This is a genomic window from Cupriavidus sp. CER-90, from assembly GCF_057652055.1.
On record NZ_JBYGYM010000002.1, the window covers coordinates 177,932 to 197,869 of the forward strand.

22 protein-coding genes and 1 tRNA gene are annotated in these 19,938 nt (G+C 63.6%); 8 read left to right on the top strand and 15 right to left on the bottom strand.

The window, feature by feature from the left end:
* Window positions 1–19 precede the first annotated feature (19 nt).
* Window positions 20–793 carry an IS21-like element helper ATPase IstB gene (gene istB, locus AC24R4_RS11275; protein WP_400397135.1) on the bottom strand — a complete coding sequence of 258 codons (774 nt, stop codon included), beginning with the start codon at window positions 791–793 and terminating at the stop codon, window positions 20–22.
* A gap of 540 nt (window positions 794–1,333) precedes the next feature.
* Between istB and AC24R4_RS11280 the strand changes: the two genes are divergently transcribed.
* The gene (locus tag AC24R4_RS11280; RefSeq protein WP_487523143.1) at window positions 1,334–1,531 is read left to right on the top strand and encodes a hypothetical protein; all 198 of its coding nucleotides are present in this window, start codon (window positions 1,334–1,336) and stop codon (window positions 1,529–1,531) included.
* Between the two features lie 76 nt (window positions 1,532–1,607).
* On the opposite strand, the gene AC24R4_RS11285 is transcribed toward AC24R4_RS11280, so the two are convergent.
* The 5 genes from AC24R4_RS11285 to AC24R4_RS11305 form a co-directional block, all read right to left on the bottom strand.
* Complete coding sequence (locus AC24R4_RS11285; RefSeq protein ID WP_487523144.1) at window positions 1,608–2,459, bottom strand: DUF2971 domain-containing protein; 852 nt, start codon at window positions 2,457–2,459, stop codon at window positions 1,608–1,610.
* A 12-nt stretch (window positions 2,460–2,471) separates the two neighbouring features.
* Window positions 2,472–3,380: an FRG domain-containing protein gene (locus AC24R4_RS11290; protein ID WP_487523145.1), complete on the bottom strand. Its 909-nt coding sequence runs from the start codon at window positions 3,378–3,380 to the stop codon at window positions 2,472–2,474.
* 157 nt (window positions 3,381–3,537) lie between these two features.
* A complete protein-coding gene (locus AC24R4_RS11295; RefSeq protein WP_487523146.1) occupies window positions 3,538–3,864 on the bottom strand; it encodes a hypothetical protein in 327 nt (108 codons plus the stop codon).
* 106 nt (window positions 3,865–3,970) lie between these two features.
* On the bottom strand, window positions 3,971–4,480 hold the full coding sequence (locus tag AC24R4_RS11300) for a 3'-5' exonuclease family protein (protein ID WP_487523147.1): 510 nt from the start codon (window positions 4,478–4,480) through the stop codon (window positions 3,971–3,973).
* On the bottom strand, window positions 4,477–4,776 hold the full coding sequence (locus tag AC24R4_RS11305; protein WP_487523148.1) for a hypothetical protein: 300 nt from the start codon (window positions 4,774–4,776) through the stop codon (window positions 4,477–4,479). The genes AC24R4_RS11300 and AC24R4_RS11305 overlap by 4 nt, the downstream gene beginning before the upstream one ends.
* Before the next feature lie 250 nt (window positions 4,777–5,026).
* Here AC24R4_RS11305 and AC24R4_RS11310 point away from each other — a divergent pair, with 250 nt between their 5' ends.
* Window positions 5,027–5,272 (top strand): helix-turn-helix domain-containing protein, encoded by a 246-nt coding sequence (locus AC24R4_RS11310; RefSeq protein WP_487523149.1) that lies wholly within the window; start codon window positions 5,027–5,029, stop codon window positions 5,270–5,272.
* Between the two features lie 28 nt (window positions 5,273–5,300).
* A complete protein-coding gene (locus tag AC24R4_RS11315) occupies window positions 5,301–5,558 on the top strand; it encodes a helix-turn-helix domain-containing protein (protein WP_487523150.1) in 258 nt (85 codons plus the stop codon).
* Between the two features lie 121 nt (window positions 5,559–5,679).
* Here the strand turns inward: AC24R4_RS11315 and AC24R4_RS11320 are convergent, their stop codons facing one another.
* From AC24R4_RS11320 to cysS, 7 genes are all read right to left on the bottom strand, one after another.
* Window positions 5,680–7,365, bottom strand: coding sequence for a site-specific integrase (locus tag AC24R4_RS11320; RefSeq protein WP_487523151.1), 1,686 nt, complete (start codon window positions 7,363–7,365; stop codon window positions 5,680–5,682).
* A 117-nt stretch (window positions 7,366–7,482) separates the two neighbouring features.
* Window positions 7,483–7,576 (bottom strand) — tRNA-Ser (locus AC24R4_RS11325).
* Window positions 7,577–7,713: 137 nt separating this feature from the next.
* A complete protein-coding gene (locus AC24R4_RS11330) occupies window positions 7,714–8,964 on the bottom strand; it encodes an aspartate kinase (protein WP_400393854.1) in 1,251 nt (416 codons plus the stop codon).
* A gap of 177 nt (window positions 8,965–9,141) precedes the next feature.
* Window positions 9,142–10,635 carry a tRNA lysidine(34) synthetase TilS gene (gene tilS / locus AC24R4_RS11335; protein WP_400393856.1) on the bottom strand — a complete coding sequence of 498 codons (1,494 nt, stop codon included), beginning with the start codon at window positions 10,633–10,635 and terminating at the stop codon, window positions 9,142–9,144.
* Window positions 10,601–11,572: an acetyl-CoA carboxylase carboxyltransferase subunit alpha gene (locus AC24R4_RS11340; protein ID WP_092596150.1), complete on the bottom strand. Its 972-nt coding sequence runs from the start codon at window positions 11,570–11,572 to the stop codon at window positions 10,601–10,603. The genes tilS and AC24R4_RS11340 overlap by 35 nt, the downstream gene beginning before the upstream one ends.
* Window positions 11,573–11,707: 135 nt before the next feature.
* Complete coding sequence (locus AC24R4_RS11345; RefSeq protein WP_153948895.1) at window positions 11,708–12,517, bottom strand: DNA-3-methyladenine glycosylase family protein; 810 nt, start codon at window positions 12,515–12,517, stop codon at window positions 11,708–11,710.
* Window positions 12,514–13,905: a cysteine--tRNA ligase gene (gene cysS, locus AC24R4_RS11350; RefSeq protein WP_400393858.1), complete on the bottom strand. Its 1,392-nt coding sequence runs from the start codon at window positions 13,903–13,905 to the stop codon at window positions 12,514–12,516. Before cysS ends, AC24R4_RS11345 begins: the two co-directional genes overlap by 4 nt.
* Before the next feature lie 166 nt (window positions 13,906–14,071).
* Here cysS and AC24R4_RS11355 point away from each other — a divergent pair, with 166 nt between their 5' ends.
* The 4 genes from AC24R4_RS11355 to AC24R4_RS11370 all read left to right on the top strand — a co-directional run bounded on the left by AC24R4_RS11355 (window position 14,072) and on the right by AC24R4_RS11370 (window position 16,866).
* On the top strand, window positions 14,072–14,773 hold the full coding sequence (locus AC24R4_RS11355; protein WP_487523152.1) for a tetratricopeptide repeat protein: 702 nt from the start codon (window positions 14,072–14,074) through the stop codon (window positions 14,771–14,773).
* A 79-nt stretch (window positions 14,774–14,852) separates the two neighbouring features.
* Complete coding sequence (locus tag AC24R4_RS11360; RefSeq protein ID WP_400393862.1) at window positions 14,853–15,458, top strand: peptidylprolyl isomerase; 606 nt, start codon at window positions 14,853–14,855, stop codon at window positions 15,456–15,458.
* Between the two features lie 50 nt (window positions 15,459–15,508).
* Window positions 15,509–16,009, top strand: a complete 501-nt coding sequence (locus AC24R4_RS11365) for a peptidylprolyl isomerase (RefSeq protein WP_153948899.1) — start codon at window positions 15,509–15,511, stop codon at window positions 16,007–16,009.
* Window positions 16,010–16,074: 65 nt separating this feature from the next.
* Window positions 16,075–16,866, top strand: coding sequence for a UDP-2,3-diacylglucosamine diphosphatase (locus tag AC24R4_RS11370; protein WP_487523153.1), 792 nt, complete (start codon window positions 16,075–16,077; stop codon window positions 16,864–16,866).
* A 63-nt stretch (window positions 16,867–16,929) separates the two neighbouring features.
* Here the strand turns inward: AC24R4_RS11370 and cysE are convergent, their stop codons facing one another.
* Window positions 16,930–17,673 (bottom strand): serine O-acetyltransferase, encoded by a 744-nt coding sequence (gene cysE / locus AC24R4_RS11375; protein WP_400396022.1) that lies wholly within the window; start codon window positions 17,671–17,673, stop codon window positions 16,930–16,932.
* Window positions 17,674–17,974: 301 nt separating this feature from the next.
* Window positions 17,975–18,871 (bottom strand): RNA methyltransferase, encoded by an 897-nt coding sequence (locus AC24R4_RS11380; RefSeq protein ID WP_400396020.1) that lies wholly within the window; start codon window positions 18,869–18,871, stop codon window positions 17,975–17,977.
* Between the two features lie 230 nt (window positions 18,872–19,101).
* On the opposite strand from AC24R4_RS11380, the gene AC24R4_RS11385 reads away from it, so the two are divergent.
* Window positions 19,102–19,935, top strand: coding sequence for an inositol monophosphatase family protein (locus AC24R4_RS11385; protein WP_153948903.1), 834 nt, complete (start codon window positions 19,102–19,104; stop codon window positions 19,933–19,935).
* Window positions 19,936–19,938 lie beyond the last annotated feature (3 nt).

Below are 19,938 nucleotides of genomic sequence, written 5' to 3' on the forward strand. Positions count from 1 at the left end.
AGTTCGAGCGAATTTTAGACTATGCGGCGCCCGTTATCTCCGTGCGTGTGCGTCGGGCGCGTGACTCACGGTTAAGCTCCCGCGAGAGCTCTGTGTGCTCACGCATGCGATAGCTGCTCCCCTTGATGTTCACGAGATGGAAGTGGTGGAGCACCCGGTCAACGAGCGCGGCAGCCATCACTTCATCCCCGAAAACAGCTCCCCATTCTTCGAATCCCTTGTTGGAAGTCAGTACGGTGGAAGCATGTTCATAGCGTCGGCTGATGAGTTGGATAAACAGCGCAGCGCCGCCGTGCGTGATCGGCAGGTAGCCAATCTCGTCGACGACCAGCAACGCCGGATGGGTTAGCACCGTGAGACGACGAAGCAGTTGTCCCGTCGCCTGCGCTTCCTCAAGTGACAAGATCAAGTCGATCAAGGTCCCGTAGTATACGCGACGGCCCCGCTTGGCTGCGGCGACGGCCAGGCTGATCGCGAGGTGGCTTTTGCCAACGCCAGGAGGGCCCAGCAGGACGACCTTCTCCTTGCGCTCGACAAAGCCGAGCTCGTGCAAGCCCTCGATTTGTTCGCGCTTGATCGATGGCTGAAAGGCGAAATCGAAATCCCCAAAAAAGATAGCAGGGAGCCGGGAAGAGTGCATTGCCGCCATCAGACGGCGGTTGTTCGCAGCTTTATCTGCGCTCCCAGGAGCGCGCTGAGTTGCTTCAGACGCTGTTAGTTGGCCGCTGTCGACCGCGCTGAGGATCTGGTCGATCGCCTCGAGCGAGCCTGGCATCTTCAGATCCGCCAGCATATCGCGGATGGCTTCGCGCGGGCGGCGCTCATCGTTGATCTCCCGCCAGTCTGCCGTATTCGCTCAGGGAACGCCTCTCCACCCTAGGCAAGGCCGCGGCCGGTATCCGGCAAGTCGGGCGGTCTGACAGGGTTGCCACGCCTCTATACGGTGCTCGTGCCGACGGCTGAAGTAAGGCCAACTCGTCGCGTAGAAAGCGGGCATCGGGCGCCTCTCCAGTGGTCCGGCGAATAGCTCAGCACCAAGAACAAGGTGTACCGTTTGCCCCACGGCATCCCAAACTCGGCGAAATCAACTTGCGCCTGCGGTCGGGGCGTCGTCTCGAAACGCACGACTGGCTCTGGGACCGCACCTGGGCGAATTTGTCGCACGAACTCCTTGACCTGCGAATAACCGCCCTCGTAGCCGGCGGCGCAGGTCTCCTCGACCAGCCGCATCGCGGTCAGCCTCGGGTATTCCGCCAAGCGTGCCGTGATGATGCCGCGGAACTTATCAATCTTGTGCGGCCCCGGTGGGCGGCACCGCATCTAACAAGGCACCATGCACCCATTCGACCATGTGCCAACAATTGCTCAGGCAATTGATGACTTGGTAGAAGTATCGGGGCTGCTCCGCCGGGACCATGGCTTCGAGTCGACTCAGTTCCCATTTTTCTTTCTCGAGAAACTCACCTGGTCGCTCGATGGTAAAGGTGTTGTCCGGACGTCAATGCATGCGCGCTTCTCCGTTGTCAATTGAAAAAAGATAGGACGTTACTCCGCCATTGGCGAAATTCCCGCCCAGGAGAATCTCGCCTATGACGGCGAATCCAGCATCAGCGGATGGAATCTGTGAAGAAGAGCTCAAAACGATCCGACCGCTTCCTGGCGTGAAAGAACGGTACGGCCAGTCCGTGCTTTTGACACAAGGCCCGCACCTTCAGTGTCGTCTCATCGCTGCAAGCACAACCGAAGGAAATGCTCCGAATCAGCCGCGTGCTGAGGCGGTGCAGGCCGTAGGTTGCCTTGCGGAGGGCAAAGGTCATCAGATCATGGTCGCTCTCGAGACCCCTCAGCAAATCCAGCCGCCCACTGTTGTCGATTTTCAGGGCCATCAGCCGATACTCGCTCTCGTACGCCCAGAAACTTGCCTTGGTCAGATACATGTTGGCGAAGCCCTCGATGTCATTTGCCCTGAGGTCGTAGACGGGCAAATCGTTTGAGTATCTGACCTTGTTCGCCAACTGGAATGGCCCAACATCGGACGCGAATTCCACGCATACACCCGTATGTTTGTCACCGTAGTGCGACCACATCAAAGGATGGTCGCGCCTGTCCGTCATGCAGAAAACTCCAACATTCTGCACATGCTGGAGCCCTATGTTGTTGTACTTCACTATTTTCAGCGCCGTGGGCTGCGCCATGAACTCGCGTGCGCGCGATCGACGCTCTGACCGACTGTGACCCCGTTTGCGCCCCGCGTTGTTATGTAGCTTGAGGACACTTTTCCGGTCCAGTACCGCGCTCGGGGCGAAACTGGGCGCGCAGTCAAACGGGTCATTGAAGTCTGATGGTTTGGCGAGATAGATTTCCCCATGACTGAGTAGCCGCTCGAACCTAGCCCATTGCACGTCAGCACTCAGTGCATATAGCTTGTAGAGTGAAGCTGGGGGAGATACGAGTTCCATGCGAGCCCTCCATCAATCGCTAAGAAGCATCTCACGAACTGCCACTGTCTCCATCAGACGATCGACGGATCCATACAGTGTGTGGGCGTTCAGGTTGTGCTGGTCTAGGTAGCGAAGCGCCCGTCGCCATTCAGACCTCGGTAGCGTGAATTTTACGAGGACATCCTGTATCGCGTCCCTTCGAGCAAATGCCTCCATATGGCTGCAGATTTCATGCTGCCGCTCCTCACGCTGTTTACGAAGGCACAACGTGTATTCGGCCTGCTGTATATAGTGCCGAGACGCTGTCCGGGTGTATGGGCCCAGTGAATAGATGGTTGGACTGCTCGGCGACGTGGCTTTCCCCCCTCCTGTCGTTTCGAGGTACGCGAAAACCGCGACGCGTTCGTTAGATAGTTGATACGCATTGGAATACGCGAAAAATGCTGCGACATATGGAGATCGAGTCCAGTCCAGGAGCGGCGAGGGAAATCCGTGATGACGCAGGTACACAAGGTAGGCGTACTCGTCTGGCTGGGTATTGAACACGAACGGCAGGGCAACTGCCTGCTGAAGATCGTCCGCAAACTCGTGCGGCGGCCTAATGTCCCACCGCTGCGCCGTGGCCGACTCAATGACATATCGCGGCGAAAAGGCGTACGCGTAGTACTCTTCCAACGTACTGATACGGGGTTCGAAGCGCTCAAGCGCGCTAATCAGTAGCCAATCGCTATGGGCGTGGCCGCGGAAGAGCCATTTCGTCGAACCTAGTGCTGCAGTCTCAGCGATCTCGCGGTCAATGGACTCGAGTCTGGCAAGAGCCAGATGAAACTGCGACCAGTCGTCCAGCACGACTTCGAAGCTCTCAGCCGCGCGATGGGTAATGGTCGCCAACGACAGATCATCGAGTGCGACGGGCTTGAAACCAGAGGGGATCGCCATTTTTGGGCACCATGCCTAAGGAATGCGCAATATTGCCATACCTCAGGGATGGATAGCCGGCACCGCCTTGCGACCGCTGCAATCCAGCAACGTGGCCATTGCGGGAATTGTTGCCTCCCGTCGTGCGCGAGCGGCTAGGGGCTGAGCCCTTTTTGCCTCAGCGGCCCGACCGCCAAGCGCCCTCGCTGAAAAGGTCATCCGGAATGATGTCCGCTCCGGCGTCCTCAATGATCTTCTTCGCGAGGAACGCATCGAATTCGGGCTCATCAGCCGGATGACGAATCGTCTCTAGATAGCGCTCGCCGAATTTCGTGCGCCAGTGGACGAACCGTTCAACGCCGGCATGCCAGCGGGCGATCGTCGCGTTCCGACAACGACCGCGGTAGTAAGCGCCGTGCTGCAGTTCTTCCTTACGCAGCAGCCCGGCAGCGTAGGCCGCTTCTAGCGCTTCTTGGCTCGGATTGGGCGGCAGGCTTGGCAACATCTATTTCCAGATATGGGGAAAAAGGGGATGACGGAATATGACTCGACCCATTGGAAAAACAGGTCAACCCGCACACTGATTGGGGACGCAACCGAGGAAGCAGATGCTAGACGCCGCAAGCGTATGCATTGGCTCGCGCATCCTGTAGCGCGTGATGCCCGCCACCATGCTTTAGAAGGTAAGCCGACCGACGTGCAACGTCAATCTGACGACTAATATCTTCCAGAGACCAACCGTTGGGCAGGTGGCCATTCAACAGGACGCGCAGCATATCGATGTCCAACGCATGGTCGTAGCAAAGAACGGGCTTGGATGCCGTGGGAATTTTTGCAATCCACTCACGCAACTCAAGACTTAGGCGATCAAGCGTCAACGCCCGACCTTCCAATCGTCCGAGCTGCGGCACCACCACCGTTCGGACAAAATCACTACAGCCCGACGCGCTATAGTCCGTACGCTCGCCATAGAACTCACATCCATTTTCACCGACGATCGCAATACTGATGACCTCGGGAGCCTGGAAGTCGCTGAATTCCGTGTCGATGAAGTAGCGGTTGCGCCAACCAGGGTGGCTGTCGCGCCAGTTCATCGTCTCGGGAAAGCGTGTATCGGTCATCGCGTATCCGCTTTCGGGGAGGCATGCCATATGCGACGGCCGCGTCGATACCCTGTTGCGAAACCGTGTGGCACGGAAAACGTGCGGCCTGCCATGGTCGTGAACTGGGTCACGGTCAATAGCGCCTGATGGCTCTTGTTGTATTCGGTAGCGCCGACGCGTATCTCGCTCAAGGGACTCAGGTACCAGTTCTCAGCGAGATGCGCCCCGCCAATGCTCACCACTGCAGCGCCGCGCAGCACGTTCGTGCTACCGAGATATTGATCCAGTGATGCGGCACCGTGGGTGAGATTCATCCACACGGTTCGTGGAATTCCACGAGACCGCTTCTCCGATACGCTAAGAACTAGCAAGTCCCCGGGCACCCACTGCTCCATCACCGCCCATACACCCGCGCCGCCGCCGGCTATCGCAGACTGAAGCGACAAACGATTGCCTTCCTGAATGAGAAACATAAGCCTTGATGCCAGATAGTGACGCACGACCACCTCAAAATGGGTCGTAAATGCCGTGGCCAAATAGGCATCATACCGTGACCATCACGGCATGCAAAGAGTATCGGTCAAACAGGATGAGGCAGGACATCTAGCCGCGATCGGCGCGACGGTTCGCGCTCGCCGCTTGGAGTTCGGCGTATCCCAAGAGGCTCTTGCACACCTGACTGGCATCGACCGCAGCCATATGGGGCGCATTGAGCGAGGCGAGCGCAATCTGTCTGTGCTCAATCTAATCAAAATTGCCTCCGCTCTGGGCGTCGCTCCGTCCACCCTTCTCATGGCATCCGGTCTTTAGGCGCCGATCCGCCATTGCGAGCCAGATCATGACGCCCGAGCAGGCTTTCGGAAAGGCTGTGCGAATCCGCCGCAAGGCAATCGGATGGAATCAGGGGGAACTCGCCGACCAAGCGGGTCTGCAAACCGCCGCCGTAAGTCGAGTTGAACGCGGGGACGGCGCACCCAACCTGCGCACCATGGAACGCATCGCCGCTGCGTTGAACGTGCGGCTTTCCGTGCTGCTCAGGCTCGCGGAAAAACTTCGGTTGACGAACGACGCCGCAACGCCCTCCACGCCAGAATAAGCCAACTCATTCAGGCAGGCCGCGCCAACAACGCTCCCAGACGGCAACCCCGTCCCCAGTCGATACCATCGTGAGCGCTCCCGCACAGCATGGCAATGAGGTGCGCACCGACCAAGCCGCGCTACAGCGGGAACCCCTCAATCACCAGTTTGTTCATGCAACGCGACAGCAGTGACAAAGGCGTTTCGCCGTATTTCGCGCCGACAGATCCCAGTGCATGGCCATCGATCACAAATCGAACATGCTCGGGCAATTCACAAACTTTCCAATTCGTAGCAAAGCCGTGGCGGAACGAATGGAAAACCTTACGCTCGTCTGTAATACCCAACTCGGCACGCAGGAACCAGCTAAACCACTTCGAAAAATTCGCAGTCCGTTTTCCATAGGTGCCCGGCATCAAGTCCGGAAAAAGTGGCGCAGTTGCGCCAGGCAGCGACGCCACATAGTCAAGCAGACCCAACCGAATCAGCGTCGGATGCAGTGGCACCTCACGGTTCGAGCTACGGTTCTTCGTGGTTTTGCCTTTGGCGTTGTCGATCACGAAATAGTCGATCTTGCGCTCGCCCGCACCCTTCTTGAAATCGCCTCGCTCGAGTTGACCGATTTCCTCCAGCCGCGCTCCGGAGAAGCAAGCGATTAAAGGCAGCCAGAAGGCAGCGATGCCGCCCGCCCTGCCCTGGGTCGCGGCAGCATGCGCTGAAAAAATGGGATGGCTGAAAATTCGCTGAATATCATCGGCATCGAAGGAAATACGAGGCTTGGCGGGGTTTCTTGGTAGCGACACCGATACCCCCTCGAGCGGTGAATGCTCGAGCTTGTCGTTGCTGACCGCGAGCCTGAAGACGGCGCTAAGCAAGCCCAGTTTCTTTTGCGCCGTCGCGGCCGATCCATTGTCCAACAGATGCATTTTGAAGGCCACCGCCTTGCGTTTGCTCAGTTCGTTGGCGTGCGTTGTCTGGGTAACCATCGCAAACGAGGCCATTACGGAGCGCATGTGGTGCATTGTGTGCAGATTGTGGCTGCTTTCGCGTATCCAATCTTCCACGAGATCGTCGAGTGTCGGTCCCGCCTTCTCCGTCGCGGGCCCAGCACTGGGGGCAGGCGCCCCGTTTGTCGATGGTACCTGCACACCCACGGGCGGGTGCTGCGACGCCAAGTCTGGCGAGAGCGCCGAGCTCGGCAGCATCGCCCCTGCATTGCGGAGCTGGATTTTGCGATGCGCCTGCAGCAGCGCCTGCATGGCACTGACGCGTAGGCTTTGGTATTCCACCTGGGTGCGATCGACCTCGATATGCAAATGCGGCAGCAAGGCATCGAGAAAGGGATCTACCGCATTGTAGTCATGCAGCGCGGCCTGCCGCCCCAAATCCGCCACGACGCGATCCACGCAAAGCTGGTGTCCGCCGCCGGCGTCAGGCCCGTCGCTTAGCACCCTGCGCGATGACGGCAATCCGGCTTGTACACCAAGCCCCAAACCGGATTGGTGGACCTCCGCATCATTCTCAAGCACACCCTGCTCGAGCATGGTACTGACTTCCGCGCTGAGCGTGCTTGCGTTGGCAGCATCCAGCCTACGCCAGGGGCGCAGATAAACGTCGCGCAGCCGTTGAAAATACGCGTCGTAATGGCTGACATAGTCGGCCACCAACTGACGACAACGCACGGGATCCACGGTGCGCAGGCTCACGCAAATCACCTTGGGGCCACTCCAGAACGGCAGCATGTCCTTGCGCACCGTATAGCGGAAGGCTGGGAATTGGCTGTCCGGGCGAGTGTGAAGATACGTGGGAGTTCGACGGGATTTCATGAGTGCCACCTCTCCATGCATGGTACGCCGTCTGGTACGTTGCGTGGTACGGTGGTCAGAGCGTAAGAGCCCTTTGTGGAACCAGAACCCGGCCCCCGCGGGGGCCGGGCAGTCTTCTGGCGGAGACGGAGGGATTCGAACCCTCGATCCAGGTTTTGGCCCGGATGCTCCCTTAGCAGGGGAGTGCCTTCGACCTCTCGGCCACGTCTCCCAAACTTTTGTTGTGCAAGGGAGGCTGCACAACAGAGCGCGTATTCTAGCTAGGCAGTCTCGACTGGTCAACGAATTTCTCGCGACCCGTGACAAATATCACAGCAATCCTGCCGCGCCAGAATGTTCAGAAGCCGATCACGCCTGATCCAGCTCGAACACCTTGTGCAGCGCGCGCACGGCGAGCTCCATGTACTTCTCGTCGATCAGCACCGAGATCTTGATTTCCGAGGTGGAGATCATCTGGATGTTGATGCCCTCTTCGGACAACGTGCGGAACATCTTGCTGGCGATGCCCACGTGCGAGCGCATGCCCACGCCCACCACCGACACCTTCGACACCTTCGGGTCGCCCGACACGCTGGCGGCGCCGATATGGGCCTTCACGCCGTCGTTCAGGATGGTCAGTGCGCGCTGGTAGTCGCCGCGCGGCACGGTGAACGTGAAGTCGGTCTTGCCGTCCACCGACTGGTTCTGGATGATCATGTCGACGTCGATGTTGGCGTCGGCGATCGGGCCCAGGATCTGGTAGGCGATGCCCGGCTTGTCCGGCACGCCCAGCACGGTGATCTTGGCCTCGTCACGGGCAAAGGCAATGCCGGAGATGACGGCTGCTTCCATTTCAGACTCTTCCTCAAAAGTAATCAGCGTGCCCGAATGCATTTCCTGTTCGAGCGGCATCAGGGGGTCGGTCAGCGACGACAGCACGCGGGTCTTCACGCGGTACTTGCCGGCGAATTCCACCGAGCGGATCTGCAGCACCTTCGAGCCCAGGCTGGCCATTTCCAGCATTTCCTCGAACGTGATCTGGTCCAGCCGGCGGGCGTCCTCGACCACGCGCGGATCGGTCGTGTACACGCCGTCCACGTCGGTGTAGATCAGGCACTCGTCCGCCTCGATGGCGGCGGCGATGGCCACGGCCGAGGTGTCCGAGCCACCGCGACCCAGCGTCGTGATGTTGCCTTCGGTATCGATGCCCTGGAAGCCGGTAACGACCACCACCTTGCCGGAATCCAGGTCGCCGAGGATGCGCTCGTCATCGATCGACTCGATACGGGCCTTGGTGAAGGCCGAATCGGTCTTCACCGGCACTTGCCAGCCGGTATAGCTGACCGCGTCGATGCCTTCGCCGTGCAGCGCGATGGCCAGCAGCGCCACGCTGGCCTGCTCGCCCGTGGAGGCCAGCATGTCCAGTTCACGCGGGTCCGGCTGCGCGGAGATTTCCTTGGCAAGGCCCAGCAGGCGATTGGTCTCGCCCGACATGGCCGAAGGCACCACGACAACGCGGTGACCTGCGCGGTGCCACTTGGCCACGCGCTTGGCGACATTCTTGATGCGTTCCGTGGAACCCATCGAAGTGCCGCCGTATTTGTGAACGATGAGAGCCATCTTCTTGTCGACGCCAGCGATTGTGCAAAGCCGATGAAATTACACGAAGAGTGGCTACCCGTAAAGGCCGAAAGGGTGAAAATCCCGCAAAAACGTCATTCATTTGACGTCATTTTTATGTGAAAAAAATTCACATGCGGAATTATATCTGTCCCCATTTATCGGCCAGGCGCGCGTCTAATCCGGTCGATCCGCCAGATCCGGCAGATCCGGCAGGGATATCCATGCGACACGCCAGCGCGGCGCGTGGGGTGCGTCGGCCGGCCAGCGGCGATGCATGCCCAGCCCTGCCGCCAGCACCAGCGTATCGCCGCTCCAGAGCAGCGGCAGGTGGGCGCGCCGCCAGGCGGGGACATCGGCCTCCTGATACGCCTGCTTCAGCGCCCGTGCCGGTCCGCCCGGGCGCAGCACGATGCGTTCGCCCCCTGCCCTGGCCGCCAGCCGCAGCGGCGCCCGCAGCACGGCCTCCGGCACGCCGAAGGTGTCATCGCGGTCAAAGCGCAGTTCGCCACGCCAGGCCGGCACCACGATCCGTGCCTCGCCGCGCCATTCGAACGCGAACGGCGCCGGCACGCCGGCCGGCACGGCATGGCAGGCCAGTACGCGGCCTCGAAAACGGCGCAGCACCAGGCCATCGTGCGCGATAGCCGGCTCGCCGCCTTCATGTTCGATCAGTTGGGTGCGCATGGCGGCCAGGCGGGCGGTCGATGGCGGCTGGGCGCCGAGGTCGCGCAGCCAGTGCCGCAGCACCGCATCGGCATGCTCGGGCGGCAGGGCCCGCAGGCCCGCGAGGTCCAGCTCGGAAAGGGTATCGGCGTCGCGGCCGCTGCAGACGAGCCTGGCCAGGGACTGTGCGGCCAGTGCGTCGAGCATGCCGGCCGCCTGCGCAAAATGCGCAGCCGCCTGGGCGACGTTGTCGTACAGGCCCGGAAACGCCTGCAGCAGCGCCGGCAACTGGGCGCGCAGCGCATTGCGCGCAAAGCGCGTGTCGGTGTTCGACGGATCGTCGATCCAGCGCAGGCCATGCGCCGCGCAGTAGGCGTCGATGTCGGCACGCGGCACATCCAGCCAGGGCCGCAGCAGCCAGACCTCGCCATCGAATTCACCCAGCGCGTCGAGCGGGCGGCTGGCGGGCATGCCCGCCATGCCGGCGACGCCGGCGCCCCGAAACAGCCGCAGCAGCACCGTTTCCACCTGGTCGTCGCGATGATGGGCGAACAGCAGCAGCCGGGCGCCCTGCTCGCGACACATCCGGCCCAGCGCCGCGTGCCGCGCACGTCGTGCGGCGGCCTCGATGCCCTCGCCGGCCGTGGGCTGCACGGTCACGCGCGTACTGGCCAGCGGCACGCGCAGGTCGGTGCAAAGCGCGGCGCAGAAGCGGTCCCAGTCGTCGGCCTGGGCTTGCAGGCCGTGATGCACGTGCAGCGCCACCACGCGCGCCAGCGGCCATGCCGCAGCCAGCGCAGCGCGTGCCGCGTGCAGCAGCGCCACCGAGTCGCGGCCACCGGACAACGCCACGGCCACGGTAAAGGGCCGCTCGGCCTCAGAAACAACAAAGGCCGCACTGGCCTGGACAGCCTGTGCGACCTTGTCGGTCAGACGCGCAGCGAGGCGCGTCGCATCTTCGGCGCTCACATCACTCCTGGGCGCCGGTTTCCTTGAATTTGCCATAGGCCATCAGGCGCTCGTGGCGGCGCGCCTGCAGTTCCTTGACGCTCATGCCCTGGAACTGGCGCAGCGATTCGGCCAGCGTGCGCTTGAGCATCGTCGCCATGCCCTTCGGATCGCGATGCGCACCGCCCAGCGGCTCGTTGATGATCTTGTCGATCAGGCCCAGCGCCTTCAGGCGATGCGCGGTCAGGCCCAGCGCCTCGGCGGCTTCGGGCGCCTTCTCGGCGGTCTTCCACAGGATCGACGCGCAGCCTTCCGGCGAGATCACGGCGTACGTGGCGAACTGCAGCATCTGCACGACGTCACCCACGGCAATCGCCAGCGCACCGCCCGAACCGCCTTCGCCGATGATCGTGGCGATCAGCGGCACCTTCAGGCCAGCCATCACATAGAGGTTATGGCCGATGGCTTCCGACTGGCCGCGCTCCTCGGCGTCGATGCCCGGGAACGCGCCCGGCGTGTCGACAAACGTGAAGATCGGCAGGCCGAACTTGTCGGCCAGTTCCATCAGGCGCTTGGCCTTGCGGTAGCCCTCGGGCTTCGACATGCCGAAGTTGCGCAGCGCGCGTTCCTTCGTGTCGCGGCCCTTCTGGTGGCCGATGACCATGCAGGCCTGGCCATTGAAGCGCGCCAGGCCGCCCACGATCGACAGATCGTCGGCAAACGACCGGTCGCCGTGCAATTCATGGAAGTCGGTGAAGATCTCGCGCACGTAGTCCAGCGTGTACGGTCGCTGGGGGTGACGCGCGATCTGCGCAACCTGCCACGGGGTCAGGTTGGCATAGATATCCTTGGTCAGCTGCTGGCTCTTGCCGGCCAGCCGCGAAATCTCTTCGGAAATATCGACAGCCGAATCGTCCTGCACAAAACGCAGTTCTTCGATCTTTGCCTCGAGCTCAGCAATCGGCTGCTCGAAATCCAGGAAGGTGGTTTTCATAAAAACGCGGACCTGTCTGTGAAGGGGCGCATTCTACCGGAAAAAATCCAGAAATCCGCCGCCCAATATGTTGATTCTTATACATTTTTGGCAAGAATCAACGCCGTCACTACTGCAACCTGCCCGATCCAGTAACTAATACGTCACTGGCAGCGGGTCCAGACTGCGCCACATATACCAGGTGGCCACCGTGCGCCACGGCTCCCAGTTGGCCGCCACCTCGCGTGCCTCGCTTCGCGTGACGGGTTCGCCACTGAAGTAATTGGTCGAGATGGCATTGATCAGCCCGACGTCATCGAGCGGCAGCACATTGGGACGCATCAGATTGAACATCAGGAACATCTCGGCCGTCCAGCGGCCGATGCCGCGGATCTGGGTCAGCTCGGCGATCACCGCCTCGTCGTCCATGCCGGCCCATTCCTTGACGTGGACCGTGCCGGCCTTGAAATGCTCGGCCAGGTCGGTAATGTACTCGGCCTTGCGCTTCGACAGGCCACAGCCGGCCAGTTGTTCCGTACCGGCCTTCAGGAACTGCGCCGGCGTCAGGCGCGGGCACAGCGTGACCAGGCGCTCCCAGACGGACTGGGCGGCCTTGACCGAAATCTGCTGGCCGACGATCGAGCGGGCCAGCGTAATGAACGGATCGTCGCGCGACACCAGGTGCGCGGGCCCGTACGTGGGAATCATCTTGCGCAGGATACGGTCGCGCTTCATCAAGTCAGCGCAGGCTTCGTCCCAATAGGCCGGCCGCACGGCGTCGACCACCGTCTCCACCGGCAGCGGAACGGCCTGCGCCTCCGGCAGGTCAGGCTTGCGCGACTTGCCGGCGGCCTTGGCCGCGGCGGGCGCCTTCGCCGGCACCTTGGGCGCCTGCCTGGCCGCCGTCTTGCCGGCGGGCCTGGGCGCCACGGCAGCGGCCTTCGGCTTGCGCGCGGCAGCGTTCAAGCACGCCTCCACTCGGTGGCGCCGCCTGGCTTGTCTTCGAGCACCACGCCGGCAGCCAGCAGGTCCGCACGGATGCGATCCGCCTCGGCGAAATTGCGCGCGGCCTTGGCGGTACGGCGCGCGGCGATCTGCGCGTCGATCTGCTCGGCACTCAGGCCGTCGGCGGCTGCCGCCCCACCCTGCAGGAAGGTATGCGGGTCGCGCTCCAGCAGGCCCAGGGTGCCGGCCAGCGCCTTGAGCTGGTGGGCGGCCTGGGTCGAGCCCGTGCGATTGACCTCGCTGGCCAGGTCGAACAGCACCGACATGGCGATCGGCGTGTTGAAATCGTCATTCATGGCGTCGGCAAAACGCCGCGCGTGCGGCTCGGCCCAATCCACCGCGCAACCGCCGGGCTGCGTTTCCTTGAGCGCCGTGTACAGGCGCGTCAGCGCATGGCGGGCGTCGTCCAGGTGGGCGTCGCTGTAGTTCAGCGGGCTGCGGTAGTGCGCGCGCAGGATGAAGAAGCGCACGACCTCGGGGTCGTACTGCTTCAGGACTTCGCGGATCGTGAAGAAATTGCCTAGCGATTTCGACATCTTCTCGTCATTGATACGCACGAAGCCGTTGTGCATCCACATGTTCACAAACGGCTTGCCGCTGGCGCCTTCCGACTGCGCGATCTCGTTCTCATGGTGCGGGAACTGCAGGTCGGCGCCCCCACCGTGGATGTCGAAGTGCTCGCCCAGCAGCGTGCAGCTCATGGCGGAGCACTCAATGTGCCAGCCCGGCCGACCGCTGCCCCACTTCGAATCCCACTTGCTCTCGGGCGGCTCGCTTTCCTTGGCCGATTTCCACAGCACGAAGTCCAGAGGGTCCTGCTTGGCGTCGTTGGCGCTGACGCGCTCGCCCGCGCGCAGGTCTTCCAGCGACTTGCCGGACAGCTTGCCGTAGCCCGGGAACTTGCGCACCGAATAGTTCACGTCGCCGTCGGCGGCCTGGTACGCCAGGCCCCTGGCTTCGAGCTTTTCGATGATATTGAGCATCTGCGGCACGAATTCCGTGGCGCGCGGCTCATAATCGGGCCGGATCACGCCCAGCGCCGCGGCGTCCTCATGCATGTACTGGATGAAGCGCGTGGTCAACTGGCCGATGGTCTCGCCATTCTCGGCGGCGCGACGGATGATCTTGTCGTCGATGTCGGTGATGTTCTGCACGTACGTCACATCGTAGCCCGCGGCACGCAGCCAGCGATGCACCATGTCGAACACCACCATCACGCGCGCGTGGCCCACGTGGCAGTAGTCGTACACGGTCATGCCGCACACGTACATGCGGACCTTGCCCGGTTCGATAGGCACGAAAGGCTGCTTCTCACGCGCGAGCGTGTTGTAGATGTTCAGTTGCTGCATGGAGCGATGTGATTGGGTGACGATGCGGTGCGCGCCATGGCGCACGGGCCCCATATCTTACCGGAAGGTTGTCGGGCCGGCCTCAGGCGGGTCTCGGCATTGCGCCGGGTCCTGCACGCCGTGCCGCTTTGCTAGAATGCCGCGGAGTATAACGGACCGCCCTTACATGAGCCTGCTTCTGCCTTCCACCATCCTTGCAACGGCCCGCCGCCGCGCCGGCCTGTCCGCCCTCCGTGCCGCCGGCGGCACGCTGGCGATGGCGGCAGCCCTGGCGGCGGCCCCGGCCCTGGCGCAGAACGGGCCGGTATCCGTGCCCGCCCCGCCGGCGCCGCCCAGCGGCGTGGTGTCCACGGACCCCGGCATGGTCCCGGCGCAGAAGGCCGTCAACGACAAACGCTACGACGACGCCATCAAGGGCTTCGACAAGGTGCTGGCCACCAACCCGCGCAACGCCCAGGCCCGCTTCCAGCGCGCATGGGCCATGGCGCAGGCGGGCCATGACGACCAGGCCATCCAGGCCTTTGCCGAAATGGCACAGGACTTCCCCGAGCTGCCCGAACCGCACAACAACCTGGCCCTGCTCTACGCCAAACGCGGCGACCTGAAGCGTGCCGAGGCCGAACTGCTGCTGGCCATCGACGCCAAGCCCGACTACGCCATCGCCTACAGCAACCTGGGCGATGTCTACCGCCGCCTGGCCGAAAAGGCCTATGGCGACGCCGTACGGCGCAACCCGGCCGACGCGCGCGCCGCCGCGGGCCTGCGCCAGCTGGGCGCGACCCCCGCGGCAGCCCCGGCGCCGGCTTCTTCGCCGGCCGCTGCCCCGCGTTCGCGCAAGGCACCTGCCAGCGCGCCGGCGGCCCGCTAGACACCCGGGCAATGCCGGCGTCATGGGCGCCGGCGCCTGCCCGAACCGCTCACCTGCATCGCAAGACGGAGTTCCAGAGATGACCCTTTCCCGCCGCATCGTCCTGGCTGGCCTGGTGGCCGCCACCGCCGCACTGTCCCCGCTGGCCGCCCTGGCCCAGGGTGCCAGCCCGGCCGCCGCCCAGAAGACCGAGCGTGTGCAATTCGTCACCAGCGCCGGCAAGTTCACCGTCGAGGTGTATCCCGACGCGGCCCCGAAGACGGTCGCAAACTTCATGGAATATGTGAAAAGCGGGTTCTACAACGGCACCATCTTCCACCGCGTGATCAACGGCTTCATGGTGCAGGGCGGCGGCTTCGACCGCGACATGAAGGAAAAGCCCACGCGCGCACCGATTCCGCTGGAAGCGCAGAATGGCCTGAAGAACAAGGCCGGCACGGTGGCCATGGCGCGCACGTCGAATCCGAATTCCGCCACCGCGCAGTTCTTCGTCAATGTGGTGGATAATCCGAACCTCGACTACCCGCAGCCCGATGGCAACGGATATGCCGTATTCGGCAAGGTGGTGGAAGGCATGGACACGATCGACAGGATCAAGACCACCCCGACCACGGCTTACGGCGCCATGCGCAACGTGCCGGCCGCGCCGATCACGATCGAGTCCGCCACCGTCGTCACCAAGTAATACCGCGCGCATCGCGCGCGGCCATAACCGTCACCGAACAGAGGTAACCCATGAGCAAGGTACAACTCCAAACGACGCAAGGCGTCATCACGATCGAACTGGACGCCGAAAAGGCCCCCAAGACGGTGGAGAACTTCCTGTCGTACGTGCGCAAGGGCCACTATGACAACACGGTCTTCCATCGCGTGATCAAGAACTTCATGATCCAGGGCGGCGGCTTCGAGCCGGGCATGAAGCAGAAGGACACCGATGCCCCGATCGAGAACGAGGCCGGCAATGGCCTGAAGAACGACCGCTACACGGTTGCCATGGCCCGCACGAACGCGCCGCATTCGGCCACGGCCCAGTTCTTCATCAACGTGGTGGACAACGACTTCCTGAACTTCAGCTCGCCCACGCCGCAAGGCTTCGGCTATGCCGTGTTCGGCAAGGTCGTGGAAGGCACCGACGTCGTGGACGCCATCAAGGGCGTGCGCACCGGCACCTCGGGCTTCCACCAGGACGTGCCGATGGAAGACGTGGTGATCCAGAAGGCCACCATCGTCGAATAATCCGACGGCAACGTTCCTTTCGATGGCGGCATGCCGCTCGCGGTGAACACACCCCTCCGAAACGCATGACCGCATCCGACCGCACGCCGGCGGCCGCACCGATCGAGGTGCAGGCGCCGGCGTGGTTCATTTCCGACCTGCATCTGACACCCGGCATGCCGCGCACGCTGGCCGCCTTCCAGCGCGTGCTGGACCAGGCTTCCCGTCAGGCGGGCACGCTCTTCATCCTGGGTGATTTCTTCGAGTTCTGGGTGGGCGACGAGGAAACCGAGACACCGTTCGCGGCCGACGTGGCGGCGGCCCTGCGCCGGCTGGCCCAGGCCGGCGTGCCGGTCTACCTGATGCACGGCAATCGCGATTTCCTGATTGGCCGGCGCTTTGCCGACGCGGCAGGCGCCACGCTGCTGCCGGACCCTTCGGTGATCCATTGCGCGGGGCAACGCGTGGTGCTGAGCCACGGCGACATGCTCTGCACCGACGACCCGCGCTACATCCGCTTCCGCAACTGGACCCGCAAGGGCTGGGTGCAGCGGCTGTTTCTGGCCCTGCCGATGTCCACCCGGCTGAAGATCGCGCGCCGGCTGCGTGCCGACAGCGAGGCGGGCCGGGCCAACCAGCCGGAAGGCGCCGCGCCGCCAGACTATGGCGATGCCGCCCCCGCTGCCGTCGATGCGCTGCTGGCTTCCAGCGGCGCCCCCACCCTGATCCACGGCCACACGCACCGCCCGGCCCGCCACGCGCACGCTCGGGGCGACCGCTGGGTGCTGACCGACTGGGATCTCGATGGCCGCCACCCACGCGCGGCCGTGCTGCAACTCGATTCCGGCGGCTTCACGTTGCTGCCGCAGGTGGACTGACGATGCCGTCCGCCCCGCGATCCGTGCCGCGCCGCACGGCGTGCCAGTCCGTCGCCCAGACGCCTATTTCATCAGCTTGCGCAGTTCGCTCGCGTCGAACCGGTCGTTCGGGGTGTTCTCGAGATGCTCGCCGAGCCGGTCTAGCGCGGCCAGCACGGCCTCGATGCGGTCATGTTGCTTGGCCGCGTTGTCGATCAGGCTCTTGAGCGCCAGCGATACCGGATCGTCGGCGTTCGGCGTGATGCCGTAGGCCGAGAATTCCTGCTTCGCGCCCTGCTGCTGCGGTGGCGCGTCGGGCATGATGATGCGGGCCGGAATGCCCACGGCGGTGGCGCCCGGCGGCACCGGCTTGAGCACCACGGCATTCGAGCCCACCCGGGCGCCATCGCCCACCACGAATCCGCCCAGCACCTTGGCCCCGGCACTGACCACCACGCCGGCACCCAGCGTCGGATGGCGCTTCTGGCCCTTGTAAAGCGACGTACCGCCCAGCGTCACCCCCTGGTAGATCGTGCAGTCGTCGCCAATTTCGGCGGTTTCCCCGATCACCACGCCCATCCCGTGATCGATGAATACGCGGCGGCCAAGCGTGGCCGCCGGGTGGATCTCGATCCCGGTCAGCCAGCGCGACCAGTGCGAGATCCAGCGCCCGAGCCAGTGGAATCCGCTGCCCCAGCACGCATGGGCCACGCGGTGAAAAATCACGGCGTGCAGCCCCGGATAGCAGGTCAGGACCTCCAGGCGGCTGCGCGCGGCGGGGTCGCGCCGCATGATGGCATCGATATCTTCCTTCAGGCGAGTGAACATCTTCGTCGTGTCGTGTTGCCGCGCCGATGCGCCGTTCGCACAACGTGCGAACGGTCGCCGGCGCGGTCAGGAGCCGGTCTTGTGCTTCTTGATTGCTTGGGGGACGGCCTGGGCGCGTGCGAGCAGGGAGTGTAAGAGATTTGTACGCCTGCCGCCGGGCCCTGAGGCCATCAGGGCTTTTCGGGTCGCGACGGCTTCAACATCGCGCCGGCTGACCCACGCGCGCGCGAACGCCGCTCCGGCCGGGGGCGGGGCCGATGGCGTTGCTGCGCATGTCGTATGCCGGGATGGAAATCACGGTTCAGCCTTCCTTGTTGCCGTCTGTCTGCGTGCCGTGCCGGCCGGCACCTTCGTCACCGTCGCGCGCCAGCAGCATGCGCTTGGCGATGCCGCGCAGGATGTTGACCTCTTCGCGCTCAAGCCCGGCGCGGGCGAACATGCGCCGCAGACGCGGCATCAGCTTGCGCGGGTTGTCCGGATCGAGAAATCCGATGGCGACCAGCCCCGCCTGGAGATGGCCGAACATTGATTCGACCTGTTCCGCCGTGGCGGGCTCACCAGCATAGCCGATATTCGGCGTGCCGTCAGACGCCTCGGCCTGCGCCGGCTCGGCTTCCAGCAGCGCCAGCCGCATTTCGTAGGCGATCAGCTGCACCGCCTGCGCCAGGTTCAGCGACGCGTACGCGGGGTTGGCGGGAATATGGGTCACGGCCGAACAGCGCAGTACCGCCTCGTTAGGCAATCCATAACGCTCGTTGCCGAATACGAAGGCAATGATGCCCCCGCCATCGGCCGCCAGCATCGCCTGGCCCCGTGCGGCGGCGGCGCGCGGCAACAGCCGCGGCGGGCCGAATTCGCGCTGTCGCGCGGTCATCGCCACCGTGAACGCCGTGCCAGCCAGCGCGCTTTCCACATCGTCGACGATGCGGGCGCCGGCCAGCACGTCGTCGGCGCCGCTGGCCATCGCCACCGCATCCGGATGCGTCAGCACGCCGGGCTCGCGTGGCGACACCAGCACCAGGCTGCCGGGCTGGCCGCCAAAGCCCATGGTTTTCATCGCCCGCGCCACCGAGCCCACGTTGCCGGGGTGGCTGGTTTCCACCAGCACCACGCGCACGCGCGAGAACATGCCTGATACACCACTTGCAGTGGCCGCTACGGGATTGGGTTCAGCCTGGGAATTCAATGCTTCAGTCATCTGGGATGCCCCTGCCGCGGCGTTTGCCGCCGTCGGCTCGTACAGCGGGCCGGGTTCCTATACAATGGCGCCTTCCAATTGCGGTGCGGCGCCCAACCAGGCGACGCCCCTTGTTCTTCTACAATCCGTTGTGCTGTTCGGCCACTGCCGGGCGGTTCGCGCGCCAACCGCCCATTGCCGGCGGATGCCGCTGCTGCGAATCACGTCCTGCGCGGCCCCTGGAGAGATTCATGCATCCGATGCTCAATATCGCCGTCAAGGCGGCCCGCAAGGCGGGATCCATCATCAACCGCGCGTCGATCGACGTCGATCTGGTCCGCGTTTCGCGCAAACAGCACAACGATTTCGTGACCGAAGTCGATCGCGCGGCCGAAGCCGCCGTCATCGAGATCATCCGCACCGCCTACCCCGAGCACGCCATTCTAGCGGAAGAGTCCGGCCAATCCTGGGCCGAGGGCGACGACCAGCACGAATTCACCTGGGTGATCGATCCGCTGGACGGCACCACCAACTTCATCCACGGCTTTCCGCAATACGCAGTGTCCATCGGCCTGCTGCACAAGGGCGTGCCGTCGCAGGCGGTGGTCTACGACCCGACGCGCGACGAACTGTTCACGGCCAGCAAGGGCGCCGGCGCATTCCTGAACAACCGCCGCATCCGCGTCACGCGCCGCGACAAGCTGGCCGATTGCCTGATCGGCACGGGCTTCCCGTTCCGTGACCTCGAAGGCATGGACGAATACCTTGAAATCTTCGCGCTGATGACGCGCAGCTGCGCGGGCCTGCGTCGCCCGGGCGCCGCCGCGCTGGACCTGGCCTATGTGGCATGCGGCCGCCTGGACGGTTTCTTCGAGCGCGGCCTGAAGCCGTGGGACATGGCCGCGGGCATGCTGCTGATCACCGAGGCCGGCGGCCTGGTGGGCAACTACAACGGCGAATCGCGCCAGATGGAACAAGGCGAGGTGCTGGCCGGCAACCCGAAGGCCTTCGCCCAGATGGTGCGCCTGCTGTCGCCGTTCTCGCTGGATAACGTCAAGCCGTCGCTGAAGCCGATCGGCGAATAAACA

What these genes read in the sequence shown, in the direction of transcription:
- AC24R4_RS11330 (WP_400393854.1), bottom strand. Translation starts at nt 8,964, where the DNA reads ATGGCTCTCATCGTTCACAAATACGGCGGCACTTCGATGGGTTCCACG.
- AC24R4_RS11365 (WP_153948899.1), top strand. Translation starts at nt 15,509, where the DNA reads ATGAGCAAGGTACAACTCCAAACGACGCAAGGCGTCATCACGATCGAA.
- istB (WP_400397135.1), bottom strand. Translation starts at nt 793, where the DNA reads ATGCTGGCGGATCTGAAGATGCCAGGCTCGCTCGAGGCGATCGACCAG.
- AC24R4_RS11290 (WP_487523145.1), bottom strand. Translation starts at nt 3,380, where the DNA reads ATGGCGATCCCCTCTGGTTTCAAGCCCGTCGCACTCGATGATCTGTCG.
- tilS (WP_400393856.1), bottom strand. Translation starts at nt 10,635, where the DNA reads ATGGCAAATTCAAGGAAACCGGCGCCCAGGAGTGATGTGAGCGCCGAA.
- AC24R4_RS11380 (WP_400396020.1), bottom strand. Translation starts at nt 18,871, where the DNA reads ATGACTGAAGCATTGAATTCCCAGGCTGAACCCAATCCCGTAGCGGCC.
- AC24R4_RS11360 (WP_400393862.1), top strand. Translation starts at nt 14,853, where the DNA reads ATGACCCTTTCCCGCCGCATCGTCCTGGCTGGCCTGGTGGCCGCCACC.
- cysE (WP_400396022.1), bottom strand. Translation starts at nt 17,673, where the DNA reads ATGTTCACTCGCCTGAAGGAAGATATCGATGCCATCATGCGGCGCGAC.
- AC24R4_RS11305 (WP_487523148.1), bottom strand. Translation starts at nt 4,776, where the DNA reads ATGAATCTCACCCACGGTGCCGCATCACTGGATCAATATCTCGGTAGC.
- AC24R4_RS11315 (WP_487523150.1), top strand. Translation starts at nt 5,301, where the DNA reads ATGACGCCCGAGCAGGCTTTCGGAAAGGCTGTGCGAATCCGCCGCAAG.
- AC24R4_RS11370 (WP_487523153.1), top strand. Translation starts at nt 16,075, where the DNA reads ATGACCGCATCCGACCGCACGCCGGCGGCCGCACCGATCGAGGTGCAG.
- AC24R4_RS11300 (WP_487523147.1), bottom strand. Translation starts at nt 4,480, where the DNA reads ATGACCGATACACGCTTTCCCGAGACGATGAACTGGCGCGACAGCCAC.
- AC24R4_RS11355 (WP_487523152.1), top strand. Translation starts at nt 14,072, where the DNA reads ATGAGCCTGCTTCTGCCTTCCACCATCCTTGCAACGGCCCGCCGCCGC.
- AC24R4_RS11385 (WP_153948903.1), top strand. Translation starts at nt 19,102, where the DNA reads ATGCATCCGATGCTCAATATCGCCGTCAAGGCGGCCCGCAAGGCGGGA.
- AC24R4_RS11280 (WP_487523143.1), top strand. Translation starts at nt 1,334, where the DNA reads ATGCACCCATTCGACCATGTGCCAACAATTGCTCAGGCAATTGATGAC.
- AC24R4_RS11310 (WP_487523149.1), top strand. Translation starts at nt 5,027, where the DNA reads ATGCAAAGAGTATCGGTCAAACAGGATGAGGCAGGACATCTAGCCGCG.
- AC24R4_RS11285 (WP_487523144.1), bottom strand. Translation starts at nt 2,459, where the DNA reads ATGGAACTCGTATCTCCCCCAGCTTCACTCTACAAGCTATATGCACTG.
- AC24R4_RS11295 (WP_487523146.1), bottom strand. Translation starts at nt 3,864, where the DNA reads ATGTTGCCAAGCCTGCCGCCCAATCCGAGCCAAGAAGCGCTAGAAGCG.
- AC24R4_RS11320 (WP_487523151.1), bottom strand. Translation starts at nt 7,365, where the DNA reads ATGAAATCCCGTCGAACTCCCACGTATCTTCACACTCGCCCGGACAGC.
- cysS (WP_400393858.1), bottom strand. Translation starts at nt 13,905, where the DNA reads ATGCAGCAACTGAACATCTACAACACGCTCGCGCGTGAGAAGCAGCCT.
- AC24R4_RS11340 (WP_092596150.1), bottom strand. Translation starts at nt 11,572, where the DNA reads ATGAAAACCACCTTCCTGGATTTCGAGCAGCCGATTGCTGAGCTCGAG.